Raw genomic sequence first — 5,701 nt, 5'->3', positions numbered from 1 at the left:
CGACTTGCATGTGTTAGGCACGCCGCCAGCGTTCGTCCTGAGCCAGGATCAAACTCTCAATAAAAAGTTTAATCTTTTCACTCATAAAACTTACTTTAATAAAAAGAATTGCTGGTTGTTTAAATGTATTTCTATATTCTGTTCATTTTTCAAAGATCAAATATCTTGTCGCCCTTAAGCGACTTCCTTATCTTATCATCTCTGTGGAATAATGTCAACACATTTTTTTGTGTTTTTCTACACAATCTTTTGTGTTTCGCACTGTTTCCCGGTGACAACATGGATTATTCTATCATAGTATTTACTCTACATAATTATGTAACATCTATTTATTGAATATTATATTTAAAATTCTTTAATTTATTCAATATTTCTATATTTTTCTCATATAGATACACTTGGATAAGTTTTTCTTAATATTATTATTAAATTGTATATATTTGTATTATATTTAAGCCTTTTGTCACTTCTATTTTTAATGACTACTTATATTTTGTTATATATTATATTTATATTGCTTATAAATTTATTTACAATGAATGTTATTCTTAACACTTAGCTACTTAACTATATAAGTAATATATAAACTTAAAGAATAAATAGAACATATAAAAGTCTTCATAATTCTAAATATAAATTAAAACCTAAAAGAATTTAAATATGATACTTATTTAAGTAAAATTATAATTATTGTAAAAGATATAGTGATAAAAATGAAAGTAGAATAATACATCTGCAAAGTATGATAAAAATCACCCATATAACACATATCCTCCCCCTACTAATTATTAAGGTATTATTTTAAAATAATTAGTATTAATATATTTGCTATAGTTATGGTATATATTCAATCCACTCAATAATGAAATATTAATTTATTCTCCACTAGATAAAGCTACATTAAAACATAATGTGTGAGATTTATTTTTAGTTGAATCTCAAACTGAAAACTATGAAATTAAAATTCAATATATTTCACTTCCTAATTCTATTTTTCAGATAAATTAATAAAAAGATAGCTATACTTAATCATTATCAATCAAATATATCTATCTTTTATTTCAGCTCTCTTTTTAGTTCAAAAATAATTGATTATTCTATTTCATTTTCCTACTTACTCCACCTTTATTTAATAATTTTAGACCTAATATATGCTCTCCTGAAGATAAATCACATATTAATAAATTTAAATCAATATTTTGAGGAGCTAAAATAGTGTATACACAAGTATTTTCAAAATTATGCTCTCCTCTATTTTCATTTATTAAATTAAACTCTATATTTTCTATATTTATTTCCATATCTATCAAACAATCATCAATCTCTTTTATAGCCTCAATTTTATTATCATATTTTACTTCAAATTTTATTTCTTCTAATTTAGTTATAAATTTATTTTGGAAGGTCTTTAAAAATACTAATGCAATAACTATCCCAATTGCACTTAATATACTTATAGTATAAAATCCCATGCCAATAGCTAGTCCAACACAAGCAACTGCCCATATTGATGCTGCTGTTGTAAGCCCTTTAACCGAACCTTTATTTCTTATTATTGTACCAGCTCCTAAAAACCCTATTCCTGATATTACTTGAGCACTTATTCTTCCCAAATCAACACTTAACATCCCTGAAAGCTCTGGAGTCTCCGTTATTCCTTTCATAATTGAATATCCAAGTTCTACTTCAATTAAAGCAGTTACAGTTGCTCCAATACATACTAGTATATGGGTTCTGAATCCAGCTGGTCTATTTTTAAATTCTCTATCATATCCTACCACTCCTCCAATTACTATTGCTAATAACAATCTAGTAGCTATATCTTCAATGCTCATAATATATATTCTTCCTAACCATATATTCTATATAATACATTTTATCAATATAGATATATAATTATGATTTTATATCTATTTATCTCTCATTAAGATTTTCTAATAATTTATAGCATACAGAATATCCATAGATTAATTTTATCTTATTTTTTATTGCACACTTTATAATATAAATAAATTGTTTTTAACAAATAGAAAATGAAAATTAATCATAATTTGATTTAAATTACATTAATTAGATTTTAAAAGCTATATAATTCAATTAAGGATTATATAAGAAATTACTTTGAGGTGATAAAGATGAAAAGAGAAAAAATGAATTTATTTAAAGAAAAGACAAGTATTAAAAATTTAGTTGTTAAAAACAATAATTTTATATCTGTATATCTTAATTGTAAAGCTGGTGAAGGATTACCAAATCACACTCATGAAAAAATGGCTCAATTAGTTGTACTTGAAGGAAAGTTTAAAATAGAATTTGAAGATGGAGGAAGATATGAGTTATCAAAAGGAGAACTTCTTTCATTTGATTCGAATGTAATACATAATGTAGTCGCATTAGAAGAATCAAAAGCATTAGTAACATTTGGAGTGTAATTTATAATTTTCATAACAAAAAGACCTGTAGAAATTCTATAGGTCTTTATTTTTGTGCATCTAGCAAGATTCGGACTCGCCACCTGTGGAAAGGAAATATATAATTTTATTATCGTTTATATCATACTTACTCCTGGATATATAGCTATTATAATTTTAATTTTTTTATAAACAATCTTATTTTATAAGGGGTAAAGTTTTTAATATATTCTTATTAATTACTCTCCTGATCTATTATATATAATTTATATACCCAATTACATTTTACTTATATTAACTTATAATTGAATTAGGAGTGTAATAAATTTAAAAAGCAAAAAAAGATATCAATATCGTATTTATTATTAATAATTATAGGATTAGTTTTGTTTTCTTTACCCAGGAGTTATATTGCCACAACTCTTTTAGATGCATTGGTTTCAATATTCTTAATTACTTACTTTAACTTCAATAGAAAAGAAAAAATAATCTTTACAGTTTTTATTTTCATATCTATCTTCCTATTATCTTTAGATATAAAAATTATTTTCAAATCTATAAAGTATTATGTTATATAGACACATATATTATTTACTCTGAATTTATATTAGATATATTAAGCTTAATCACTCTTCCTTTTTGTGGTGTTTTCAAATTTCTACACAAACATAATATTTTAAACTTTAAGCTTTATGCAATTATAATATATTTAGCAATAATAAATTTTACAATAATTACTTTTAATATCTTTAAACATAAAACTCGAAAAAAGAGAGGATTAATCCTCTCTAAAACATTTAAATTCATTTATAACTAAATACGTTACCATAATTTCCAAAACATACCTTATTATATGAATTTTACATTGCAAATTATGCTATTTCTATATTTTACATTATTATTTTTATAGTAATATCTTATTAATTGATCTACTTCTTCCATAATACACCATACCCTTATATCTAAATATTATTAACTTAAACACTACATATAAATTTATTTTAGCTCTACTTTCTTTTATTACTAGCCTAACATTGAGGTAATCCTAACTCTTCTACATATACTCCCCTTATTATGTATAGCTCTTAAGTAAGTATCTTCCATCTTATATACATCTTCCAAGCTTAACCCCATATCATCAATTTATAGGGCGTTAAATACTTTACGCCCACATATAAGTAAAAGGATATGAAATTTATTAATACCCACTCATCACTATATATTAATCTTAGTATTTTAAAATACTTACTCTGATTTTCATCTAACATATTTTTCCCCAACAGTATAATTTTATCATATCCCTACAATAAATTGCAGTCTTTTAATTATCTATTACTTATATTACTATTTAATTATCAACATTCTATTAAAAAGGAGGATTTTTTATGAAAAACAAAAGTAACTTTATAAAAATTATCGCTATAATGATATTATTTTGTCTCTCTTCTCAAGTAGCTGCATTTGCAGACAATATCCCTCCTTCAAATAATGATATTATAGCCTACATAGACGGAATAGGGTTAACTAAAAATGACATAAATGAAGATGGGGAAATAAAAAACATGCCTAAAGCAATGCCTAAGGCTAATATAAGTGGTGGTGGTGCTACTAATAGGCTTCCTTCAGGTAAAAGTAGTGCTCTTATTCAAAAGCGACTTGGTGCTCCAAGATTTTCACAACAAGTAGATGATTACTATATGACAGTATCACAAGCAAAAGATGCAGCATATGCATTAAACTCAAGCACAGTTATTAAAACTGTTGCTAATACAATAGTTTCTAATGTTGTTGGTTCAGTAGCTAAACACATAGCCAAGCCTTATAGTTATATAACTATGTTTTCTGCATTGCCTAGAATAAGTGCAGGTACAAAAATTAATAATTTAACGAAAAAAAATAAAAAGGTTCGATTAAGAATAATAAAGAATCCTAGAGGTACTTTCTATAATGTAAGCGAATGGGATGGACGAACTCTAGACTTCAAGTTAACAAATAACAATGTTACTAAAGAAGTTATTTTTAATAAACAATATAGGTAGGTGATAATATGTTTAAATGTTGTAATTGTGACTATAAATTCAAATGAAATGAAGTTAAAAGACTAGAAACAACTTGCCCAAGTATCAGATGTCCAAGATGTAGGTCTTTAAATAAAGAAAGCTCCATTAGTAAATGGCTTAAGAGAATATTAAATACTTTAACTCTATTTATAGGCTACATACTTTGGTTTAATATATCTGAAAAAATGGCTATATTCATTATAATCTTATGGGGAATATTTTTATTTAAAGGAACCCCTATACTAACAACTTTAAAAAAAGCTGATTAAAGAAGAGGGCTCAAGCTCTCTTTTTTTGTTAATTATATTAATATCACCTATATTTAGCCTCATCAAATTATGTCATATATAAATAAAAGGATATAAACTCTCTCCATCCCCTTAAATTAAACTTCCTATGTCTATCTTAGTATTATCTAAAATACTTACCATAATATAATTTTAATACTTCTCGTTCATGTTTAGATACTTATTCACACGCTTTAAGTAATATAAAAGAAAATGTATCAAGTAAATTAAACGATTTATACTTATCAATGGACGTTAAATAATATTTTTTTTGTGATAAAAATGCTTTATAAAAAGCTATAATGGGTAAAAAGAGGGGTAAAGCTTGAACTCTACTCCTCTAACCTATTGATATTGGTGCACCTAGCAAGATTCGAACTCGCGACCTTTGGATTCGAAGTCCATCGCTCTATCCAGCTGAGCTATAGGTGCTTATTTTATAATTATAATCATTTCTAATTCAAATTTCCACATCAATTCTTTAAATCTACTTAATAGTATAAATTTTACATAACAAATTAAAAAAAATATCCACAAAAAACAAATAAAAAATAATATTTGTTGTGGATATCTTTTTACCAATTGTGGATTTTATCAAACACTTTTATATTTTAGGGATAAAAAAAACAACTAAAAACTAGTTGTTTTTGTTGGAGCGGGTGAAGGGAATCGAACCCTCGTGGCTAGCTTGGAAGGCTAGAGCTTTACCATTAAGCAACACCCGCATATATGGAGCAGAAGACGGGACTCGAACCCGCAACATCCACCTTGGCAAGGTGGCGCTCTACCATTGAGCCACTTCTGCATATATTTTATATTAATTTAATTAATGGTGCAGGTGAAGGGAGTCGAACCCCCACGCCTAAGGCGCTAGATCCTAAGTCTAGTGCGTCTGCCAATTCCGCCACACCTGCACGTTATTTAATTAAATTGGTGGCTCGCC

The 5,701-nt window shown here is 26.3% G+C and carries 3 protein-coding genes, 4 tRNA genes and 1 rRNA gene; 2 read left to right on the top strand and 6 right to left on the bottom strand.

Translation table 11 applies throughout. From position 1 onward, the window contains the following. A 16S ribosomal RNA gene (locus K5V21_RS18835) occupies positions 1-64 on the bottom strand; the annotation flags it as partial. A 1,033-nt stretch (positions 65-1,097) separates the two neighbouring features. Beyond that, positions 1,098-1,835, bottom strand: coding sequence for an MgtC/SapB family protein (locus tag K5V21_RS18830; protein WP_221862620.1), 738 nt, complete (start codon positions 1,833-1,835; stop codon positions 1,098-1,100). A 300-nt stretch (positions 1,836-2,135) separates the two neighbouring features. Between K5V21_RS18830 and K5V21_RS18825 the strand changes: the two genes are divergently transcribed. Together K5V21_RS18825 and K5V21_RS18820 are read left to right on the top strand one after the other, a co-directional pair. Beyond that, complete coding sequence (locus K5V21_RS18825; RefSeq protein ID WP_221862618.1) at positions 2,136-2,432, top strand: cupin domain-containing protein; 297 nt, start codon at positions 2,136-2,138, stop codon at positions 2,430-2,432. A gap of 1,364 nt (positions 2,433-3,796) precedes the next feature. Then, positions 3,797-4,450, top strand: a complete 654-nt coding sequence (locus K5V21_RS18820; protein ID WP_221862617.1) for a hypothetical protein — start codon at positions 3,797-3,799, stop codon at positions 4,448-4,450. Positions 4,451-5,113: 663 nt separating this feature from the next. Here K5V21_RS18820 and K5V21_RS18815 read toward each other — a convergent pair. The 4 genes from K5V21_RS18815 to K5V21_RS18800 form a co-directional block, all read right to left on the bottom strand. Continuing rightward, positions 5,114-5,190, bottom strand: a tRNA-Arg gene (locus K5V21_RS18815). A gap of 219 nt (positions 5,191-5,409) precedes the next feature. Further along, positions 5,410-5,483 (bottom strand) — tRNA-Gly (locus tag K5V21_RS18810). A 5-nt stretch (positions 5,484-5,488) separates the two neighbouring features. Further along, positions 5,489-5,563: transfer RNA gene (locus K5V21_RS18805), tRNA-Gly, on the bottom strand. Between the two features lie 25 nt (positions 5,564-5,588). Beyond that, positions 5,589-5,672, bottom strand: a tRNA-Leu gene (locus K5V21_RS18800). Positions 5,673-5,701: the final 29 nt, after the last annotated feature.

This window comes from Clostridium sardiniense, assembly GCF_019753795.1.
Classification (GTDB): domain Bacteria; phylum Bacillota; class Clostridia; order Clostridiales; family Clostridiaceae; genus Clostridium; species Clostridium sardiniense.
The sequence above is the reverse complement of the archived record's forward strand: the minus strand, read 5'-3'. Positions and strand labels throughout refer to the sequence as shown.